The organism is Streptomyces sp. NPDC001709 (assembly GCF_053596375.1).
Map to the genome: position 1 here is coordinate 1 of NZ_JBSFGB010000017.1, position 18,236 is coordinate 18,236.

20 protein-coding genes are annotated in these 18,236 nt (G+C 70.6%); 9 read left to right on the forward strand and 11 right to left on the reverse strand.

The window, feature by feature from the left end; translation table 11 throughout:
* Positions 1 to 352: 352 nt before the first annotated feature.
* Complete coding sequence (locus ACWC0C_RS24210; protein WP_450865820.1) at positions 353 to 1,003, reverse strand: DNA-3-methyladenine glycosylase; 651 nt, start codon at positions 1,001 to 1,003, stop codon at positions 353 to 355.
* A 100-nt stretch (positions 1,004 to 1,103) separates the two neighbouring features.
* On the opposite strand from ACWC0C_RS24210, the gene ACWC0C_RS24215 reads away from it, so the two are divergent.
* From ACWC0C_RS24215 to ACWC0C_RS24225, 3 genes are all read left to right on the forward strand, one after another.
* Positions 1,104 to 1,886 (forward strand): sporulation protein, encoded by a 783-nt coding sequence (locus tag ACWC0C_RS24215; protein WP_449198359.1) that lies wholly within the window; start codon positions 1,104 to 1,106, stop codon positions 1,884 to 1,886.
* Between the two features lie 56 nt (positions 1,887 to 1,942).
* Positions 1,943 to 2,482: a YbhB/YbcL family Raf kinase inhibitor-like protein gene (locus ACWC0C_RS24220; protein WP_450865823.1), complete on the forward strand. Its 540-nt coding sequence runs from the start codon at positions 1,943 to 1,945 to the stop codon at positions 2,480 to 2,482.
* Between the two features lie 169 nt (positions 2,483 to 2,651).
* Positions 2,652 to 3,158, forward strand: coding sequence for an HNH endonuclease (locus ACWC0C_RS24225; protein WP_449198361.1), 507 nt, complete (start codon positions 2,652 to 2,654; stop codon positions 3,156 to 3,158).
* 18 nt (positions 3,159 to 3,176) lie between these two features.
* Here the strand turns inward: ACWC0C_RS24225 and ACWC0C_RS24230 are convergent, their stop codons facing one another.
* The 3 genes from ACWC0C_RS24230 to ACWC0C_RS24240 form a co-directional block, all read right to left on the reverse strand.
* A complete protein-coding gene (locus ACWC0C_RS24230; RefSeq protein WP_351617571.1) occupies positions 3,177 to 4,145 on the reverse strand; it encodes an SPFH domain-containing protein in 969 nt (322 codons plus the stop codon).
* A 133-nt stretch (positions 4,146 to 4,278) separates the two neighbouring features.
* Positions 4,279 to 4,710, reverse strand: a complete 432-nt coding sequence (locus tag ACWC0C_RS24235; RefSeq protein ID WP_450865826.1) for an NfeD family protein — start codon at positions 4,708 to 4,710, stop codon at positions 4,279 to 4,281.
* Positions 4,711 to 4,774: 64 nt separating this feature from the next.
* Positions 4,775 to 5,566: an ABC transporter ATP-binding protein gene (locus tag ACWC0C_RS24240; protein ID WP_449198363.1), complete on the reverse strand. Its 792-nt coding sequence runs from the start codon at positions 5,564 to 5,566 to the stop codon at positions 4,775 to 4,777.
* Positions 5,567 to 5,717: 151 nt separating this feature from the next.
* Here ACWC0C_RS24240 and ACWC0C_RS24245 point away from each other — a divergent pair, with 151 nt between their 5' ends.
* The gene (locus ACWC0C_RS24245; RefSeq protein ID WP_449198364.1) at positions 5,718 to 6,506 is read left to right on the forward strand and encodes a hypothetical protein; all 789 of its coding nucleotides are present in this window, start codon (positions 5,718 to 5,720) and stop codon (positions 6,504 to 6,506) included.
* A 214-nt stretch (positions 6,507 to 6,720) separates the two neighbouring features.
* Here ACWC0C_RS24245 and ACWC0C_RS24250 read toward each other — a convergent pair whose 3' ends face one another.
* The 3 genes from ACWC0C_RS24250 to ACWC0C_RS24260 all read right to left on the reverse strand — a co-directional run bounded on the left by ACWC0C_RS24250 (position 6,721) and on the right by ACWC0C_RS24260 (position 8,905).
* Complete coding sequence (locus ACWC0C_RS24250) at positions 6,721 to 6,966, reverse strand: chaplin (RefSeq protein ID WP_449198365.1); 246 nt, start codon at positions 6,964 to 6,966, stop codon at positions 6,721 to 6,723.
* A gap of 159 nt (positions 6,967 to 7,125) precedes the next feature.
* Complete coding sequence (locus ACWC0C_RS24255; RefSeq protein WP_449198366.1) at positions 7,126 to 7,767, reverse strand: response regulator; 642 nt, start codon at positions 7,765 to 7,767, stop codon at positions 7,126 to 7,128.
* On the reverse strand, positions 7,760 to 8,905 hold the full coding sequence (locus tag ACWC0C_RS24260; protein WP_449198367.1) for a GAF domain-containing sensor histidine kinase: 1,146 nt from the start codon (positions 8,903 to 8,905) through the stop codon (positions 7,760 to 7,762). The genes ACWC0C_RS24255 and ACWC0C_RS24260 overlap by 8 nt, the downstream gene beginning before the upstream one ends.
* A 229-nt stretch (positions 8,906 to 9,134) precedes the next feature.
* Between ACWC0C_RS24260 and ACWC0C_RS24265 the strand changes: the two genes are divergently transcribed.
* The 3 genes from ACWC0C_RS24265 to ACWC0C_RS24275 all read left to right on the forward strand — a co-directional run bounded on the left by ACWC0C_RS24265 (position 9,135) and on the right by ACWC0C_RS24275 (position 11,962).
* The gene (locus ACWC0C_RS24265) at positions 9,135 to 9,830 is read left to right on the forward strand and encodes an SDR family NAD(P)-dependent oxidoreductase (RefSeq protein WP_450865829.1); all 696 of its coding nucleotides are present in this window, start codon (positions 9,135 to 9,137) and stop codon (positions 9,828 to 9,830) included.
* Positions 9,827 to 10,909 carry an S-adenosylmethionine:tRNA ribosyltransferase-isomerase gene (locus tag ACWC0C_RS24270; protein ID WP_450865831.1) on the forward strand — a complete coding sequence of 361 codons (1,083 nt, stop codon included), beginning with the start codon at positions 9,827 to 9,829 and terminating at the stop codon, positions 10,907 to 10,909. Before ACWC0C_RS24265 ends, ACWC0C_RS24270 begins: the two co-directional genes overlap by 4 nt.
* A 300-nt stretch (positions 10,910 to 11,209) precedes the next feature.
* Complete coding sequence (locus ACWC0C_RS24275) at positions 11,210 to 11,962, forward strand: transglycosylase SLT domain-containing protein (protein ID WP_449198370.1); 753 nt, start codon at positions 11,210 to 11,212, stop codon at positions 11,960 to 11,962.
* Between the two features lie 86 nt (positions 11,963 to 12,048).
* Here the strand turns inward: ACWC0C_RS24275 and ACWC0C_RS24280 are convergent, their stop codons facing one another.
* The gene (locus tag ACWC0C_RS24280; RefSeq protein ID WP_450865833.1) at positions 12,049 to 14,646 is read right to left on the reverse strand and encodes an FHA domain-containing protein; all 2,598 of its coding nucleotides are present in this window, start codon (positions 14,644 to 14,646) and stop codon (positions 12,049 to 12,051) included.
* Positions 14,647 to 14,908: 262 nt separating this feature from the next.
* On the opposite strand from ACWC0C_RS24280, the gene ACWC0C_RS24285 reads away from it, so the two are divergent.
* Positions 14,909 to 15,052: a hypothetical protein gene (locus tag ACWC0C_RS24285; RefSeq protein WP_450865835.1), complete on the forward strand. Its 144-nt coding sequence runs from the start codon at positions 14,909 to 14,911 to the stop codon at positions 15,050 to 15,052.
* Between the two features lie 671 nt (positions 15,053 to 15,723).
* A complete protein-coding gene (gene serB / locus ACWC0C_RS24290) occupies positions 15,724 to 16,947 on the forward strand; it encodes a phosphoserine phosphatase SerB (protein ID WP_449198372.1) in 1,224 nt (407 codons plus the stop codon).
* 73 nt (positions 16,948 to 17,020) lie between these two features.
* Here the strand turns inward: serB and ACWC0C_RS24295 are convergent, their stop codons facing one another.
* The 3 genes from ACWC0C_RS24295 to ACWC0C_RS24305 form a co-directional block, all read right to left on the reverse strand.
* The gene (locus ACWC0C_RS24295) at positions 17,021 to 17,539 is read right to left on the reverse strand and encodes a SixA phosphatase family protein (protein ID WP_449198373.1); all 519 of its coding nucleotides are present in this window, start codon (positions 17,537 to 17,539) and stop codon (positions 17,021 to 17,023) included.
* A gap of 78 nt (positions 17,540 to 17,617) precedes the next feature.
* On the reverse strand, positions 17,618 to 17,824 hold the full coding sequence (locus ACWC0C_RS24300) for a hypothetical protein (protein WP_449198374.1): 207 nt from the start codon (positions 17,822 to 17,824) through the stop codon (positions 17,618 to 17,620).
* Positions 17,825 to 18,006: 182 nt separating this feature from the next.
* On the reverse strand, positions 18,007 to 18,126 hold the full coding sequence (locus tag ACWC0C_RS24305) for an SGM_5486 family transporter-associated protein (protein ID WP_449198375.1): 120 nt from the start codon (positions 18,124 to 18,126) through the stop codon (positions 18,007 to 18,009).
* Between the last annotated feature and the right edge of the window lie 110 nt (positions 18,127 to 18,236).

Genomic DNA, 18,236 nt, shown 5'->3' on the forward strand with positions numbered 1-18,236 from the left:
AAGGAACGGTCGCTTCCTTTGTACTCACCCTCTCGGGCTTTCCTCCGGGCGCTTCCCTTCGGTCTTGCGTTTCCGACTCTATCAGATCTTTTCTCAATCCGATTCCCTGTCGGCGGGATGTCTTCGGGGTTTTCGACTTTCGCCGTCCGCCCTTTCGACATTCACTACGTTAGCTCATTTCCTCGGCGACTCATAATCGAGTCTCGCGAGTTCGAATTCGGGCACGCAGGCGCGCCAAAACCGACCCCGCTGAGGGGTTGTAGCTGAGTAGTGGGTTGGCCGCTCCGGCTGCAGGCGATTGCCGTACCCGGTTCAGCGGCTCGGGATACATTACGCACCTTCGCGGGGTGCGTCAACTTGAGCGGCGCCTCGGTACATGGGCCCGATAGGGGCTCACCGTAGGGTCGTTGGCCACCCAGTAGCGCCAGGGATGGGCGTCGCCATTCCCGCCTTCGCCGGCGACTCCGGTGCGGGGGCCGTTTCGTACCTGGTCAGCGGCTACCGGTGTGCCGGTCAGCATCCGCAGCGGGGTCTCGCCGGAGGCGCACGCGTCCGTGCCGTCCAGGGTGCGGTCGACTTCCAGGGCCGTCGCCAGACGGGCCGGACCCTTGGCCAGTTCCTTGTCGTTCCGGGCCGAAAGTCGCCGTTTGCGGGCCAGTTCCACGCCCTCGACGATCTCGCCGGCGCGGAGCAGGACGGCGCTCGCTCGGCCCTCGGCACCGCAGACGAGGTTCATGCAGTGCCACATGCCGTAGGTGAAATAGACGTATACGTGTCCGGGCGGACCGAACATCACCTCGTTGCGGGCGGTACAGCCGCGGTACGCGTGTGAGCCGGGGTCGTTCGGGCCGTCGTACGCCTCGACCTCGGTGAGGCGGACGGCGATCGGACCGTCGGGGGTCGTACGTACCAGGATGCGGCCGAGGAGGTCCGGTGCCACCTCCAGGACCGGGCGGTCGAAGAACCTTCTGGGCAGTGGCGTACGGTCCGGGGGCGCGATCATGGCCTCCGAGGGTAGTGCAGACGGGACGCCGCACCGGCGGAACCGGTCGGGGGCGGATCGCGTTTGTACGGGTCGAGGGTCCTTCGTAAAGGGAGAGTCAATGGCGTTCAAGAAGCTGCTCGCGAGCCTCGGGGCCGGTGGGGCGTCGGTCGAGACGGTACTGACCGAGGTCAATGTCGTGCCGGGTGGTGTCGTCCAGGGTGAGGTGCGGATCCAGGGCGGGTCCGTGAACCAGGACATCGAGGGGCTGTCCGTCGGGCTGCAGGCCAAGGTCGAGGTGGAGAGCGGCGACGAGGAGTACAAGCAGAACATCGAGTTCACCAAGGTGCGGCTCGGTGGTGCCTTCGAGCTGCAGGCCGGTGCGGTGCACGCGGTGCCGTTCGGGCTCGAGATCCCCTGGGAGACGCCGGTCACGATGATCGACGGGCAGGCGCTGCGCGGGATGCACATCGGGGTGACGACCGAGCTGGCGATCGCGCGGGCCATCGACTCCTCCGACCTGGATCCGCTCCATGTGCATCCGCTGCCGGCGCAGAAGGCGATCCTGGACGCGTTCATCCAGTTGGGCTTCCGCTTCAAGAACGCGGACATGGAGCGCGGTCACATCCGGGGGACGCGGCAGACGCTGCCGTTCTACCAGGAGATCGAGTTCTACCCGCCGTCGCAGTACCGGGGCCTGAACCAGGTCGAGCTGAGCTTCGTGGCCGACGAGCACGCGATGGACGTCGTACTGGAGATGGACAAGAAGCCGGGTCTGTTCAGCGAGGGCTCGGACACCTACCGGTCCTTCCAGGTGGGGCTGAACGACTGGATGGGGACCGACTGGGCGGCTTATCTGAACCAGTGGCTGTCCGAGGTCGGCAGCAAGCGCAACTGGTTCTAGGCTCGGGAGCTGCTGGTTCCAGATCGGTTCGAGATCGTCGTTCAGGAGGTACCGAGGTGACCGAGCTCAAGCGGCGGCCGCTCCCCCACGACTTCCATCCGCCCGTGCCGTCGTTCACGGTGACGAGCGCGGACATCGAGGAGGGTACGACGCTCAAGAGCGCCCAGGTCTACGCGGAGGGCAACACCTCTCCGCAGCTGCGCTGGGAGGGCTTCCCGCCGGAGACCAAGAGCTTCGCCGTGACCTGCTACGACCCCGATGCGCCGACCGGCAGCGGGTTCTGGCACTGGGTCCTGTTCGACATCCCGGCGTCCGTGACGGAGCTGCCGGCGGGTGCGGGCAGCGGTAAGTTCGAGGGCCTGCCCGAGGGCGCGGTGCATGTGCGCAACGACTATGGGTCGAAGGACTTCGGTGGTGCCGCGCCCCCGCCCGGGGACGGGCCGCACCGGTACGTCTTCACGGTCTACGCGGTGGACCAGGAGAAGCTCGGCCCGGATGCCGATGTCTCTCCGGCCGTCATCGGTTTCAATCTGCGGTTCCACGCGATCGCGCGTGCGCAGCTCATCGGTGAGTACGAGAACCCCGCGCAGGGCTGACCGCACAGCACGGATTCAGCCGAGCGTTCATTGAACGTTTGCCCGCCCCCGGTCTTGGAAGTGATCGGGGGCGGGCAGTTTTTATTGCGTTGTCCATCTCGGCGCGCCCGTCCAGAGTTGATCCAAGCCCGCCGGGGGGGTGGGCAGGTGCGCACGGGAGGTGGGCTGGATGCGGGACACGCTGGTGCTGAACGCGAGCTTCGAGCCGCTGTCGACGGTGACACTGAATCGAGCCGTCGTTCTGGTGCTCCAGGACAAGGCCGTCGTCGAGCAGGCCCATCCCGAACTGCGTATGCGCGGTGCCGATGTGGACATACCCGCGCCCCGGGTGATCAGGCTGTGCAGGTATGTCCGGGTGCCGTTCCGAAGACAAGCTCCGTGGTCGAGGCGGGGTGTGCTGATCCGGGACCGGCACCGGTGCGCGTACTGCGGGCGCAGGGCGACGACCGTGGACCATGTGGTGCCGCGGGCGCAGGGCGGGCAGGACACGTGGCTGAATACGGTGGCCGCGTGCGCGGAGGACAACCACAGCAAGGCCAACCGGACTCCGGAGGAGGCCGGGATGACCTTGCTGCAGGAGCCTTTCGAGCCGACTCCTGCGGATGCGATGCTCTTGGCTTTGGGTACCGAGGAGTTCGAGGCTCTGCCGGACTGGTTGGCTCGGGATGCTGCCTGAGCAGTCGCCGTAGGGGCTTCAGTCGATGCTCGGCTTCTCGCGGCGCTCCGTGCTCGGGCCGTTGTTCTGTGCTGGGACGTTGGCTCCGCCGTTGCCCTGGCCGCCGCCGCCGAGGGGGCCGAAGTTGCCCATGGCGCCGGAGAGGCCCTTGAGGGCGTCGCCGATTTCGCTGGGGACGATCCAGAGTTTGTTGGCGTCGCCCTCGGCGATCTTCGGGAGCATCTGCAGGTACTGGTAGGACAGGAGCTTCTGGTCCGGGTCGCCGGCGTGGATGGCCTCGAAGACCGTACGGACCGCCTGGGCCTCGCCCTCGGCGCGGAGGGCGGCGGCCTTGGCCTCACCTTCGGCGCGCAGGATCTGGGACTGCTTCTCGCCCTCTGCGGTGAGGATGGCGGCCTGGCGCGTACCTTCGGCGGTGAGGATCGCGGCGCGCTTGTCACGGTCGGCGCGCATCTGCTTCTCCATCGAGTCCTGGATGGAGGTCGGGGGCTCGATGGCCTTGAGTTCCACGCGGTTGACGCGGATGCCCCACTTGCCCGTCGCCTCGTCGAGGACGCCGCGCAGGGCGGCGTTGATCTCCTCGCGGGAGGTCAGGGTGCGTTCGAGGTCCATGCCGCCGATGATGTTGCGGAGCGTGGTGACCGTGAGCTGCTCGATGGCCTGGATGTAGCTGGCGACCTCGTAGGTGGCCGCCCTCGCGTCCGTCACCTGGTAGTAGATGACCGTGTCGATGTTGACCACCAGGTTGTCCTGGGTGATCACCGGCTGGGGCGGGAACGGTACGACCTGTTCGCGCAGGTCGATGCGGTTGCGGATGGTGTCGATGAACGGGACGACGATGTTCAGGCCCGCGTTCAGGGTGCGTGTGTAGCGGCCGAAGCGCTCGACGATGGCGGCGCTGGCCTGTGGGATGACCTGGATGGTCTTGATCAGGGCGATGAAGACCAACACCACCAGAATGACCAGGACGATGATGACCGAGCCCATCGTGTTCCCCGTACCCCTCTCCGCCTTGGCGCCTTCGGCAGATCTCGTGCCTGTAGAAGATCTTGCTGGTCGAGTCTGACAGACCTTCGCCCCGCTCGTGGGCCGGATGCGCCCAACTCGTGGGCCGGATGCGTCAGATCACGATGGCGGTGGCCCCTTCGATGTCCACGACATCCACCTCCTGGCCCACTTCGTAGGCGCGGTCGGTGTCGAGGGAGCGGGCCGACCAGATCTCTCCGGCGAGTTTTATGCGGCCGCCGGAGCCGTCGACGCGTTCCAGGACGACTGCCTGCTTGCCCTTCAAGGCGTCGACGCCGGTGGCGAGTTGGGGGCGTTGTCTGGTGTGCCGGGCCGCGATGGGGCGGACGACGGCGATGAGCGCGACGGAGACGACGACGAACGCGAGGACCTGGACCACGCCGTTGAAGCCGAGTCCGGCGGCGACCGCGGCCGCGAGGGCTCCCACCGCGAGCATGCCGAACTCCGGCATCGCGGTGACGACGAGCGGGATTCCGAGCGCCGCCGCGCCGACGAGCCACCATACCCATGCGTCGATGTCGTTCACATGGTCATGGTAGGGCCGGGGTCGGGCGGCGGACAGGGCGCGAAAGGGAAGCGCGGCGGGGGGGTCAGGACAGGGGCAGGCCCTGGGCGGTCCAGCGCTCGCCGACCTGCTCGACGACGAGCGGCAGGCCGAAGCAGTGGGAGAGGTTGCGGGAGGTCAGTTCCAGCTCGATCGGGCCGGCGGCGAGGACCTTGCCCTGGCGGATCATCAGGACGTGGGTGAAGCCGGGGGCGATCTCCTCGACGTGGTGCGTGACCATGATCATCGAGGGGGCGATGGGGTCGCGGGCGAGCCGGCCGAGGCGGCGGACCAGGTCCTCGCGGCCGCCGAGGTCGAGTCCGGCGGCGGGCTCGTCGAGGAGGAGCAGCTCGGGGTCGGTCATCAGGGCGCGGGCGATGAGGGTGCGCTTGCGCTCGCCCTCGGAGAGGGTGCCGAAGCGGCGGTCGAGGTAGTCGCTCATGCCGAGGCGGTCGAGGAAGGCGCGGGCGCGCTCCTCGTCGACGTCCTCGTACTCCTCCTGCCAGCCGGCGGTCATGCCGTAGGCGGCGGTGAGGACCGTCTGCAGGACCGTCTGGCGCTTGGGGAGCTTCTCGGCGAGGGCGATGCCGGCCACGCCGATGCGGGGGCGCAGCTCGAAGACGTCGACCTTGCCCAGGGTGTCGCCGAGGATGGTGGCGGTGCCCTTGCTGGGGAAGAGGTAGCTGGAGGCGACGTTCAGGAGGGTGGTCTTGCCGGCGCCGTTGGGGCCGAGGATGACCCAGCGCTCTCCCTCCTTCACCGACCAGGAGACCTGGTCCACCAGAGCCCGGCCCTCGCGGATCACGGATACGTCCTGAAGCTCAAGAACATCGCTCATGAGCGCGTTGTCTCCCCTTGCAGTGTGGCCGGTCTCGGCTGTCGCGTGCGCCTGTGGCTCGGTCCGCCGCGCCGGTGGGCGCAGCCTGTCATGAAATCTACGCCACGAGTGCCCCGCTCCATTCCATCGGTCCGGTCCTTAGGGTGGGGGCATGCTCACGGAACCGCGTTCAGGACGCCTTGCCGCTTGGGGAAATGCCCTTTTGGCCGGACTTGTCTCGCCGGATGACGCCGCGCTCGCCATTGTGGCCGAGGACACGGTGCACCGGGTGGAGGGGCTGCCCGGGGAGTCCGCGCCGGTAGGGCTCACGCTCGCGCTGGGGCGGCTGCGGGCGCTGGGGGTGACCGGTCTACGGGTGGCGCTGCCGGCCCCGGGGCATCCGCTGGGCCTGAGCGGTCCGCCGGAGTTCAATGCGCGGGCCCTGGAAGCCGAGGAGGCGGTGGTCTGCTTCGGTGCCGCGTTCGGTCTGGTACCCGAGGTCTACGAGGCCGGGCCCGCGGGTGATGTGCATGCCGAGGTGGTCTGGCATGTGCTGCCGGTGCGGGAGGCGCCGCCCGCCGACGTGCCCTCACTGGGCGAGGCCGAGCGGGAGCTGGCGGAGGCGCTGCGCGAGGCGACCGAGGTGCTGTCGAAGCTGGATGTCGCCGGGTCGGGTCCGGTGGCGGAGGCGGCGATCGACGCATACCGGGCGCGGGCCGAGCCCGGGCGGGAGGTGCTGGCGCCGGGGTATCCGCCGCGTGCGGTGCGGGTGTTGGAGCTGGCGCAGCGGGTCGCGCTGCTGGTTTCGCTGGCGTACGGCAACGGGCACGGGGGTGCGGTCAGTTCCAGCGAGATGGCGGCGCGGGCGGAGGCGTTGCGGCCGGTGGAGCGGACGGCCCGGCGGGCACAGGTGGCGGCGTACAACTCCATCGTGGAGGAGCGGGAGCGGGGGGTGCGCTAGGGCCTGTCCGGCGGATCCTGTCGCAGACGCGGGGGCTGGCACGCCCATCTGCGCTGATGAGGCGCCGTCACTTTCCTGCGACCTGATCCGCCGGGCAGGCCCTGGCTCGGTCGGGTGCCGGTGCGGACACCCGGGGCACCCGGGGACCGGCCGGTACCGAGCCGACAGGCCTCCCGGTGTGCCCGGGAGGCCTGTGGTCGCTGTGGGTCGGACCTCAGTGGTTGAGGCCGGTGTTGCCGAAGGCCGGGTTCAGCAGGCCGACGACGTTCACGCTGTTGCCGACCGCGTTCACCGGGATGTGCACCGGGGCCTGGATGACGTTGCCCGAGACGACGCCCGGGGAGCCCTGGGCGTCGCCGCAGGCGTGGGCGCCCTCCGTGGCGGAGGCCATCCCCGCACCGGCGGCCACCAGGCCACCGGCCACCAGCGACACGGCGACGGCCTTCTTCAGGTTCTTCACTTTCCAACCCCTCCTAGACGTTCACCGCGGCGGTTCGCCGCAGCACGCACTGGAGAACGGCGGGGATCGCCGGAGGATGCGCCATCCGGGTTACATTCCCACGACGGTATGAATCTCATCCCGGGCTGTTGCCGTGGGTGAGGCGTTGGGCAAGGCGTTTCAGCCGGTCACGCCGTGGCGAACGGCCCACAGCGCGGCCTGCGTGCGGTCGGCGAGGTCGAGTTTCATCAGGATGTTCGAGACATGCGTCTTGACGGTCTTCTCGGACAGGACGAGGGCGCGGGCTATCTCCCGGTTGGAGCGGCCGTCCGCGATCAGGCCGAGCACCTCGCGCTCCCGATCGGTGAGCGAACCGCCTCTGCTCTGGCCGGAGTTGGCCTCCTCCTGGGAGAGCAGGGCGCCGGCGACCTCCGGCTGGAGCAGGATGTGCCCGGCGTGCACGGACCGGATGGCGCCGGCGAGGGCGTCGGGGTCCACGTCCTTGTAGACGTATCCGGCGGCGCCCGCGCGCAGGGCCGGTACGACCGTGCGCTTCTCGGTGAAGCTGGTGACGATGAGCACGCGCGCGGGGTTGTCGAGTTCGCGCAGGCGGCGCAGGGCCTCGATGCCGTCCATGCCGGGCATCTTGACGTCCATCAGGACGATGTCCGGGCGCAGTTCCTCGGCGCGGGCGACGCCCTCGGCGCCGTCGGCGGCCTCGCCGACGACCTCGATGTCGTCCTGCACCTCCAGGAAGGTGCGCAGGCCCCGGCGGACGACCTGGTGGTCGTCGACGAGCAGCACCTTGATCGGGTCAGCCACCGGGCACCTCCATCTCGATCGTGGTGCCCTTGCCGGGTACCGACCCCACGGTCAGCGTGCCGCCGACCCCGCTCGCGCGGTCCCGCATCGAGACCAGCCCCAGATGCCGGCCGGCGCGGCGGACGGCCTGGGGGGCGAAGCCTTTGCCGTCGTCGGTGACGCGCAGCACGGCTCCGCAGCCGCGGCGCTCCACGCTCACGTCGACGTGTGCGGCGCCAGAGTGGCGCAGCGCGTTGTGCAGGGCCTCCTGGGCGACCCTCAGCAGGGCCTCCTCCTGGGCGGCCGGCAGGGCCCGGAAGCCGCCGCTGGTGAAGGTCACGCGCGCGGTGTGGGCGCGGTCGAGGACCTGGGTCTGGGTGCGCAGGGTGGCGATCAGGCCGTCCTCGTCCAGGGCGGCGGGGCGCAACTCCACGACGGCGGCGCGCAGTTCGTCGGCGGCCTCGGCGGCGAGGGCGGCGACCTGGTGCAGTTCGCCCTTGGCCCGGGTGGGGTCGCGGTCGACGAGGGCCGCCGCGGCCTGGGCGGTCAGGCGCAGGGAGAAGAGCTTCTGGCTGACCGCGTCGTGCAGTTCGTGCGCGAGGCGGGAGCGTTCCTCGGCGATGGTCAGCTCGCGGCTGCGCTCGTACAGGCGGGCGTTGGTGAGGGCGATGGCGGCGTGCTGGGCGAGGATGGAGAGCAGTTCCTCGTCCTCCTCGGTGAAGCCGCAGCTCCCGTCCTTCTTGGGGCAGTTCTTGTTGGCGAGGAAGAGCGCGCCGATGACCTCGTCGCCGTCGCGGATGGGCAGCCCGAGGAAGTCGGCCAGGTCCGGGTGCGCGGCCGGCCAGCCCTCGAAGCGGGGGTCTTTGCGCACGTCGGCGAGGCGCTCGGGGCGGGCCTCGTGCAGCATCGCGGCGAGGATGCCGTGCTGGCGGGGCAGCGGGCCGATGGCCTTCCACTGGGCGTCACTGACGCCGTCGACGACGAACTGGGCGAAGCCGCCGTGGTCGTCGGGGACGCCGAGGGCGGCGTACTGCGCGTCGAGCAGCTCGCGGGCGGAGGCGACGATCGTCTTGAGGACGTCGCGCACCTCCAGATGCCTGCTCATGGCCAGCAGCGCGGAACTCACCGCGGCGAGGCCGGACCGGGGGCCTTGACTCATGCCCTCACGGTACCGGCGAGCTGTGACAACGCGGATCGGACCGGTGACGGCCGGGCCCGGTCCGCTGGTCCTAGGACTCCCGGTGTAGATCCCGGGGACCCGGGCGTGCGGTGTACGCCGAAGGGCCCCTGCGCATTGCGGCCCGCGTCCGAGGCGGCCGGGCGGGTGCCGTTCCTACGGTGTCGTCACCGCCCGGCTGAGGGCGGTGAGTGACGAGGGGACGGTAGTCATGCCGGTTGCGATCATCACGGGGGCCTCGAAGGGCCTGGGGCGGGCGCTCGCCGGGGCGCTGGCCGCGCGGGGATGGGATCTGGTGCTGGACGCCCGGGGCACCGAGGTGCTCAAGGAGGCCGCGGAGGACGCCGCCGGGCACGGCACGCGCGTGGAGGCGCTGGCCGGGGACGTGACGGACGCCGGGCATCGGACGGCCCTGGTGGCGGCAGCGCGGCGGCTGGGCGGTGTCGACCTGCTGGTGAGCAATGCGAGCGCCCTGGGCGCCGAGCCGCTGGTGCCGCTGGCCGAGCTGCCGCTGGAGGGGCTGCGGCGGGCACTGGAGGTGAACGTCGTGGCCGCGCTGGGCCTGGTCCGCGAGGCGCTGCCGCTGCTGCGGGAGTCGCCGGCCGGGGCGGTGGTCGCGGTCAGCTCGGACGCGGCGGCGGAGGCGTACGGGACGTGGGGCGGCTACGGCGCCTCGAAGGCGGCCCTGGACCAGCTGGCGGCGGTGCTGGGCGTGGAGGAGCCGGGCCTGCGGGTGTGGGCGGTGGATCCCGGGGACATGGCGACGGACCTGTACGCGGCGGCCGTACCGGGCGACGACGATCCGCGTCCGGCGCCTGCCACGGTCGTACCGGCGTTCCTGCGGCTGCTGGACGAGCGGCCGGCCAGCGGGCGGTACGCGGCCCCGGCGCTGCTGGAGGCACGGTGACCGTCACGGTGCGGGTTCCGCAAGAGCTGTCCGCGCGCGTGCCCGCCGAGCAGCGCGGTCCCGGGCTGGACCGGGACGCCGTACGGCTGCTGGTGTCGCGCGGTACGGAGGTGACGCATCACGCGTTCCCGGAGCTGCCGCGGCTGCTGCGGGCCGGGGACCTGCTGGTGGTGAACACCTCGCCCACGCTCGCCGCGGCGGTGGACGGGCGGATCGGGCACGCACGCGTGGTGGTGCATTTCTCCACGCGCGGGGACGACGGCCGGTGGGCGGTGGAGCTGCGGGAACCGGACGGGCGGGGCACCACGCGCGCGCGTGCGGGCACGCATGCGGGTACGGAGGTGGTGTTGCCGGGGGCGGGGCGGCTGGTGCTGGAGGAGCCGTTGAGCCGGCGCGGGGAGCGGCTGTGGTGGGCCCGGCCGGCCGGGGACGTCCTCGTTGTGCTGCGCGCGTACGGGCGGCCCATTCGCTACTCCTATACGGAGCGGGACCAGCCGTTGTCGGCGTACCAGACCGTGTTCGCGCTGCCGTCGCCGGACGGGACGGGCAGTGCGGAGATGCCGAGTGCGGCGCGGCCCTTCACCACGCGCCTGGTGGCGGAGCTGGTGAGCCGGGGGGTGCAGTTCGCACCGGTCACGCTGCACACCGGCGTGGCGTCGGCGGAGGCGCACGAGCCGCCGTACCCGGAGCGGTTCGCGGTGCCCGAGGCGTCGGCGCGGCTGATCAACGCCGTGCGGGCGGGCGACGGCCGGGTGATCGCGGTGGGTACGACGGCTGTGCGGGCCGTGGAGTCGGCGGCCGGGCCGGACGGGGTGGTGCGGGCGGCCGCGGGGTGGACGGATCTGGTCGTGACGCCCGAGCGCGGGGTGCGGGTGGTGAGCGGGCTGCTGACGGGGCTGCACGAGCCGGAGGCCTCGCATCTGCTGATGCTGGAGGCGGTCGCGGGGCGGGCCGGGGTCGACCGGGCGTACGAGGAGGCGCTCCGGGGGCTCTACCTGTGGCACGAGTTCGGCGACGTCCATCTCATCCTCCCGGAGGAGGGCCCTCACACAGAGCGTTGCGAGGGCAACTCCTGGTGAGATTGTTACGTCTCCTATGTGAGCCCGCGCATAGGGCCCACATCACGTACTAAGGGTCATAGGAGATAAACCATCCCCGCATGAACGGGACAGACGGTCCAGTCTGTCCCGTTTTGCCCTTCCCTGATCCACTACCGGGGATCGTACGTCACACCTTTGCCTGGGCATTTTGCGCCAGCTAAGAATTGCTTCCGTCGCTCAGCGCCGTGGGTCTACGGCCCGCGGCGTTCGTGTGGGAGGAGCCGATTCCCCCGGCGGACGCAGGAGCGACCTCCGCGCTATCGAAGAGGTCCATCAGCCATGCCCAAGAACTTCCTCAACCGTGCTCATAGTCGTGCCCTGACCAAGCAGCACAAGATCGCCATGGCCGGCGTCGCCGCCCTCGGCACCGCCGCCATCGCCCTTTCGGCCGTCCCCAGCAACGCCGACACCGTCACCACCGGCGCCCCGGCCACGGCCGCCCAGGTCGCCGCCGGCACGACGCTGAAGAACGTCAAGGGCACGGTCACCGACCAGCTCGCCGCCGAGACGGTCAAGCTCGACACGTTCGCCGGGCAGAAGAAGGCCGCCGACGAGGCCGCCGCCGCCAAGCAGCGCGCCGAGGCCGCCGCGAAGAAGGCCGCCGCCGACGCCGCCGCCAAGAAGGCCGCGCAGGAGCGCGCCGCCAAGGAGGCCGCGAGCCGCTCCACCCAGCGTCTCGACATACAGCCGGTCGCCGCGACGAAGACCTACGCGAACAACCTCGACGGCTGGATCCGGCAGGCGCTGGACATCATGCAGCAGCACAACATCCCGGGCTCCTACAGCGGCCTGCAGCGCAACATCATGCGCGAGTCCTCGGGCAACCCGATGGCCATCAACAACTGGGACATCAACGCCGTCAACGGCATCCCGTCCAAGGGCCTGCTGCAGGTGATCCAGCCCACCTTCAACGCCTACCACGTGCCCGGCACGTCGTGGAACATCTACGACCCGGTCGCCAACATCACCGCCGCCGCCAACTACGCGGCCCATCGGTACGGCTCGATGGACAACGTCAACAGCGCGTACTGAGGCCGGCGCGGACCTCTGACGTACGCGGAAGGGCGGCACCCCGTTGCGGGGTGCCGCCCTTCGGCATGTGCGCAGCCGCGCGGGGGCTACTTGCGCATGACCTCCGGCTCATGGCGGCGCAGGAAGCGGGCCACGAGGAAGCCGCAGAGCACACCGAGCAGGAGCAGGATGATCATGTCCATGCCCCAGGCGCCACCCGTGTGGTTCCACAGCGGGTCGGTGCTGCCCGGGTCGTCGGTGTTCGGGGCGATGTTGTTGAAGTCCAGCGTGGTGCCGGCGGCGGCCACACCCCAGCGCGACGGCATCAGGTACGAGACCTCGTTCACCCCGAGCGTGCCGTGCAGGGTGAAGAGGCAGCCCGTGAAGACGACCTGGATGATCGCGAACATCACCAGCAGCGGCATGGTCTTCTCGGCGGTCTTCACCAGCGAGGAGATCACCAGGCCGACCATCATCGAGGTGAAGCCGAGAGCCATGATCGGCAGGCACAGCTCCAGGAGGGTGGAGCTGCCCAGGATGAGTCCCTGGTCGGGGATGTCACGGCTGGAGAAGCCGATCAGGCCGACCAGCAGCCCCTGCAGCACGGTGACGGCGCCGAGCACGACCACCTTGGACATCAGGTACGCCGACCGGGACAGGCCGGTGGCCCGCTCCCGCTCGTAGATCACCCGTTCCTTGATCAGCTCACGCACGGAGTTGGCGGCGCCCGCGAAGCACGCGCCGACCGCGAGGATCAGCAGCACCGTGGTGGCCGTGCCGTTCGGGACGTGCAGGCCGGTCTGCGGGTTGATCGCCGCGTTGACCTTAAGGCCGCGGTTGTGCTGGATCGGCAGGCTGACCGCGCCGAGGACCGCCGGCAGGACCACGCTCAGCAGCAGGAAGCCCCGGTCGGAGGCGATGACCGACACATAGCGCCGGATCAGGGTCAGCAGCTGCGAGCCCCAGCCCTGCGGCTTGGGCGGCCTCATGGCCACCGGCGGCGGCATGTGGTGGACGGGCTGCGGGGCGACGGAGTCGACGTCCGCCGCGTACAGCTGGTAGTGCTCCGAGCCCTTCCAGCGGCCCGCCCAGTCGTAGTCGCGGTAGTTCTCGAAGGCGGAGAAGACGTCGGCCCAGCTGTCGTAGCCGAAGAAGTTCAGCGCCTCCTCCGGCGGACCGAAGTAGGCGACCGCGCCGCCCGGCGCCATCACCAGCAGCTTGTCGCACAGCGCCAGCTCGGCCACGGAGTGGGTGACGACGAGGACCGTACGGCCGTCGTCGGCGAGGCCCCGCAGCAGCTGCATGACATCGCGGTCCATGCCCGGGTCGAGACCGGAGGTCGGCTCGTCCAGGAAGATCAGCGACGGCTTGGTCAGCAGCTCCAGGGCCACCGAGACACGCTTGCGCTGGCCACCGGAGAGGGAGGTGACCTTCTTCTCCTTGTGGATGTCCAGCTTCAGCTCGCGCAGCACCTCGTCGATGCGGGCCTCGCGCTCGGCGGCGGTGGTGTCGGCCGGGAAGCGCAGCTTGGCCGCGTACTTCAGGGCCTTCTTGACGGTCAGCTCCTTGTGCAGGATGTCGTCCTGCGGGACCAGACCGATGCGCTGGCGCAGCTCGGCGAACTGCTTGTACAGGTTGCGGTTGTCGTAGAGCACCTCGCCCTGGTTGGCGGGCCGGTAGCCGGTGAGCGCCTTCAGCAGGGTCGACTTGCCGGAGCCCGACGGGCCGATGACCGCGATCAGGGACTTCTCCGGGACGCCGAAGGAGACGTCCTTCAGGATCTGCTTGCCGCCGTCGACCGTGACGGTCAGGTGGCGCGCGGAGAAGGAGACCTCACCGGTGTCGACGAACTCCTCGAGCCGGTCGCCGACGATCCGGAAGGTGGAGTGGCCGACGCCGACGATGTCGGCCGGGCCCAGCTGCACCGAGCCGCCCTTGGGGATCGGCTGGCCGTTGACGTAGGTGCCGTTGTGCGAGCCGAGGTCGCGGATCTCCAGGCGGCCGTCGGGGGTGGCGTGGAACTCGGCGTGGTGCCGGGAGACCTGCAGGTCGGAGACGACCAGCTCGTTCTCCAGGGCACGGCCGATCCGCATCACGCGGCCGAGCGCGAACTGATGGAACGTGGTCGGGCTGCGGTCGCCGTGGACCGGCGGCGCCCCCGCGCCACCACCGGGTGCCTTCTGCACGTACTGCTCGGCGGGAGCCGCCTGCTGCTGCCAGCCCGGCTGCGCGGCCTGCGGCTGCGCCTGGTGCGGTACGGCCTGCTGCGGTACGGCCTGCTGCGGGGCCGGAGCCTGCGGTTGTGCGGCGGCGGCCGGTGGCTGAGCGGCCGCCTGCTGCGGGGCCGGCTGGGCCCAGCCAGGCGCACCGGCGCCCTGCGCGGCGTACGGCGCCTGCTGCGGCTGGCCTGCCGCGGCCCCGGACAGGTTCAGCCGCGGTCCGTCGGTCGCGTTGCCGAGGTGCAGCGACGCGCCCGGCCCGATCTCCACCAGCTGGATCCGTCGGCCCTGCACGAACGTGCCGTTGGTGCTGCCGTGGTCCTCGATGACCCAACTGCGGCCGTTGAAGCTGACCGTGGCGTGCCGCCAGGACACTCTTGCGTCGTCGAAGACGATGTCACCCTGCGGATCGCGGCCGAGGGTGTAGGGCCTGGACGGGTCCAACGTCCAGGTCCGTCCGTTTGATTCCAGTACGAGTTCCGGCACTCCATGCCCCACTGAGTTGTCCCCCGAGTTACCCCCATCGCAGGGAGTCTAGGGATGTCGAACATCGTGGGGAACTATTTCAGGCTCGGCCCCCTGACCGAAACCCGGGCCTTGCCACGGACGCCCCGCACGCTTCAACTCACCGCGCCGACGGGGCCGAAACCGGGCCGGAGAGTGGCAATCCCGGCGAGCAGGACAGGGCGGCTCCGGTACCGGGGGCCTCGTCACGGCGGCGGTCGTCCCCGCACATGGCGGAGTTGCCTTGATTCCCGTCGAACTCCTCGCCGGCGGGGGGACGGTGGTGGCGCATGCCAAGGCCGCGGTGGGCTTCACCGTCTGCACGGGCACCGTACGTATGGGGGCCATGCCGCTCGGCGGTGCCGCTGGTGTGCCGATGCCCTGCTGATCGCTCTGCTCGCCTCCCGGCACGTTCTCTGCTACCGGCCGGCTGATCGGCCATGCGCCGGGGGCACGGCGGCGGTCCCGGCGCTCGTCGCCGTGTCGCCGGTGACCGTGGTGACGGGGCTCGCAGCCACGGCGTGGGCGGCGATCGGGTACGACCTACGGTGGCGGCGGGGCTGCGGGCAAGGCGTACGGGATGCGGTGGGGCCCGGTGCGGCGGCCCTGCACTGCCGCGAAAGCCGGTCCCCCGCACCCGGTGACGGCGTCGGACCAATACGCGCCCAGCACGCCGTATCCGGCCACCGAACCGGGACGCGGATCCCTGTGTCCTGGTGCCGAAGCGCTCCGGGTGCCGGAGGACCCGCCGGTCGCCGGGGATGACACATATCGCGCCCTGGCCGTCGCCCGGCCGCCCGGCGCCGCGCCCTGCTGACCGTCCTCGGGACGTGACCGGCGCTTCCCTGCCCCCGCTGCCTTCCCCGCCCCCCGCCCTGCGCACCAGACCCCATCTCGTGGCACAGTCGTGTTGGAGCCGGGGCCTGCCCCTGCGTGCCGGGGGGTGCAGTGTCTTCCGGTGGCAAGATTCCTGACATCCGCGCGTCATCCACTGTTCCGTGTCCGTCAGGCGGACCTCGGCGGCAGTCGGCACTGGGTGCCGGATACGGTGGTAACACCATGAGCGCTTCGCAGACCTCCGCCGCACAGACCCCCGAGGCCCCCACTCTCCTCGTCAAGATCTTCGGCAAGGACAGGCCGGGCATCACGGCGGGCCTCTTCGACACCCTCGCCGCCTACCTCGTCGACGTGGTCGACATCGAGCAGGTCGTCACGCGGGGCCGCCTGGTGCTGTGTGCGCTGGTCACCGAGCCGCCGGCCGGTCTGGAGGGCGATCTGAGGGCCACCGTGCACAGCTGGGCCGAGTCGATGAAGATGCAGGCGGAGATCATCTCGGGGCGCGGCGACAACCGCCCGCGCGGCCTCGGGCGTTCGCTGGTGACCGTCCTCGGGCATCCGCTGACCGCCGAGTCGACGGCGGCCATCGCCGACCGGATCGCGAAGGCCGGGGGCAACATCGACCGTATCTTCCGGCTCGCCAAGTACCCCGTGACGGCAGTGGAGTTCGCTGTCTCCGGTGTCGAGACCGAGCCGCTGCGCACGGCCCTGGTCACGGACGCGGCGGCACTGGGTGTCGACATCGCGGTCGTCGCGGCGGGCCTGCACCGGCGCGCCCAGCGTCTCGTCGTGATGGACGTGGACTCGACCCTGATCCAGGACGAGGTCATCGAGCTGTTCGCGGCGCACGCCGGCTGCGAGGACAAGGTCGCCGAGGTGACGGCGGCGGCGATGCGCGGGGAGCTGGACTTCGAGCAGTCCCTGCACGCACGCGTGGCGCTGCTGAAGGGGCTGGACGCCTCCGTGGTGGAGAAGGTGCGCAACGAGGTCCGGCTGACACCGGGCGCCCGCACCCTGATCCGCACGCTGAAGCGGCTCGGCTACCAGGTCGGTGTCGTCTCCGGCGGCTTCACCCAGGTCACGGACGATCTGAAGGAACGGTTGGGCCTGGACTTCGCGCAGGCCAACACGCTGGAGATCGTCGACGGCAGGCTCACCGGCCGGGTCACCGGCGAGATCGTGGACCGCGCGGGCAAGGCGCGGCTGCTGCGCCGGTTCGCCGCGGAGGCCGGGGTGCCGCTGTCGCAGACGGTGGCGATCGGCGACGGTGCCAACGACCTGGACATGCTGAACGCGGCCGGTCTGGGCGTCGCCTTCAACGCCAAGCCGGTGGTCCGCGAGGCGGCGCACACGGCGGTGAACTTCCCCTTCCTCGACACGGTCCTGTATCTGCTCGGCATCACCCGCGAAGAGGTCGAGGCGGCCGACACGCACGACGAGGACTGAGCCGGCCCGGCCGGCCCGGATGCGTGAGGGCCCGGTACCGCACAGGTGCCGGGCCCTCACGCATGGGGTGAGGTCACTCGGCGGGTGCCCAGTAGTCCGTCAGGGTGGCCACGCCCGGCTCCAGGCCCTTCCAGGGGCCGTCGAAGGACAGCAGCGCGAAGGCGGCCGCCGGGAAGCCGCGGCGGTCCATCCGCTCACGGGCGTCGCCCCCGGCCGTGCCGGACAGGATGTCGGCCAGGCCGTGGATGCCGGGGTTGTGACCGATCAGGATCACGTTCCGTACGTCCTCCGGGGTCTCGTTGAGCAGGGCGATCAGCTCGCCGGGCGAGGCGTCGTAGACCCGCTCCTCGTAGACGGTCCTCGGCCGGTGCGCCAGCTCGTGGACGGCGAGCTTCCAGGTCTCGCGGGTCCGGGTCGCGGTGGAGCACAGGGCCAGGTCGAAGGTGATACCGGTGTCGGCCAGCTTGCGTCCGGCGACCGCGGCGTCCTTGCGGCCGCGCTCGGCGAGCGGGCGTTCATGGTCGGACACCTGGGGCCAGTCGGCTTTCGCATGCCGGAAGAGGACGATCGTGCGAGGTTCTGCGGCGCTCATGGGACCCAGCTTCGCATGAAACAGACCATGCGGCGCAGGGAGTTGACATGCGGATTCACCGCGCGCGGGGGCTCCGGGTCAGCGCGCGAGGAGCTTCTGGGCGCGCTCGAAGAGATGCGTGATCGCCGGGTCGCCGCTTGCCGCGTGCGCGTCCGACGGGTTCAGTATCAGCACCAGGAGCGCGATGAAGGCGAGCGCGGGCAGGGCGAGGGCCCACCAGGGCAGCCGGATGTCGACGCCGCCCGTGGTCGCCGGGTGGGGCAGGGAGCGGGTGCGGGCCGACATGATCGCCTCCGTGGGTCTTCGAGCGGGTCATGACCGGGTGTCGCGGTCACAACTCGAAGCTACGGAATCCGGGGCCGCCAACCCATCCGGACTTCCACCCAGTTGACCCTGACCCTTACCCCCTAGGGGATGGTGGGGCTAGCCCCACCATCCGCCGGAAGACGCGGGCCGGGACCCGGTCGTCACGGGGAGGCGATGGTCGCGATGACGGCGATGATCACGAAGATGGCGAAGAACGAGCCGAAGACGAGCAGCATCTTCTTCTGGCCGTTCTGCGGGTTCGGGTCGAGCACAGGCTGCATGCGCCCAGTCTCGCACCCTTCCCCCGGCACTTGTCCGCGGGGGGGCGGCGCGTCGCCGTCTCCGGACCCGGCCGCAGGTCCGACCCGCCCGCACCCATGCCCACGCTGCA